Genomic DNA, 1221 nt, shown 5'->3' with positions numbered 1-1221 from the left:
TCGGGATCGAAAGCATCGCTGAGCCGCTGATCGGTGTTGCCGTCGCGAGCCTGGACGAGCTGCTTGATGGTGACGGCGGCGACGCTGGCAGCGGCGACGAAGTTGATCATGGCGTGCGGATCGCCGATGTCGGCTGCCTCGATATCGAAGCCTGCTGTCTTGAGGATGCGGAAGAACTCTTCGATGACCCAACGCGAGCGGTAGAGGTCGACGACACGGCGTGCCTGGGCCACGGTGGCGACACCGTGGGTGGTCAGCAAGCGCCAATGCACCGGCTCGTTGCCGTCTTTCGGCTTCGACACCTCGCGAACATCGACCAGTGTCAAACCGATGGTCTCGGGCAACACCGGATCGGCCCCGTTGAGTGGGCGCCGCACCGTCACCGGCGCGTAACGCACTGCCAGCTTGGCATCCCGTGCGCGTCGCCCGGGCGCGGCGGGGATGGTCACTTCAAAGCGGCTTTGCTCCGGCTGGGCGTCGATGAAGGCGAACAGCAAGCCGGGCTCTTCTTGCGCGGCCTCGATGCGCCGGTTCTGACAGGCCCGCACGATCAGGTCGACATTGTGCGGACGTTCGGCGAAGAGTTCGTAAAAGTCGCTCTCGCGATCCGACACCATAGTGATGCTGGCCGCCTCTTCCAGAACCGCGCCGGCCTGCCTGGTCGCGTCGATCCAGCGCCGCGATTCCTTGTTGGCTGTCGCCCGCTGGCGCCGCGGCGCCAGTTCCTCCGCGCTGCGGTTCCATATCTGCATCGAGACCAGGCCCAGCATGGCTCCCGTGCCGGCCTCGACCGCCAGAACCGGGTGCAGCAGCAAGCCTGCCGCATTGCCCTTGCCGACCGGGCCATAATCGGCCCGCGCCCGCCGCGAACCCAGCACCAGTTCCGACGTGTCCTGCACCGCGACGATATCGCGGCCGGCCGCGCGACGACCGGTCAGTCGTCCAGCATGCAGCGACATCTCCGTCGCCGTTACCGAGGGATTGCGCAAAAACCGCGTAAACTGCATTTCGGCCGCCCGCTTGCCGCCGAGCCGCCGGATACACGATCCAGGCCGCGCCACCAGCGCCCGATGCAAGCAGGCCCCCCTTTTTCCAGGCGCAGGTCACCAAATTGCCCCAGCCCGTACTCGATCCCGGTCATTCAACCCTCCTTCGGCTTTTCCGGCCGAAATAGAATCGAGCTTCGCCGCAAAGCGCAACCCAGATGTGTGAATGCGATAG

1 protein-coding gene is annotated in these 1221 nt (G+C 65.6%); it reads right to left on the bottom strand.

Translation table 11 applies throughout. From position 1 onward, the window contains the following. A partial coding sequence (locus tag NKJ46_RS34600) for an IS4 family transposase (RefSeq protein WP_352671823.1) occupies window positions 1–1007 on the bottom strand: 1007 nt, incomplete at its 3' end. Window positions 1008–1221: the final 214 nt, after the last annotated feature.

This window comes from Mesorhizobium sp. M0166 (genome assembly GCF_040322255.1).
GTDB lineage: Bacteria > Pseudomonadota > Alphaproteobacteria > Rhizobiales > Rhizobiaceae > Mesorhizobium.
Note: the sequence above shows the minus strand (reverse complement) of the source record. Positions and strands in the feature narration are given on the sequence as shown.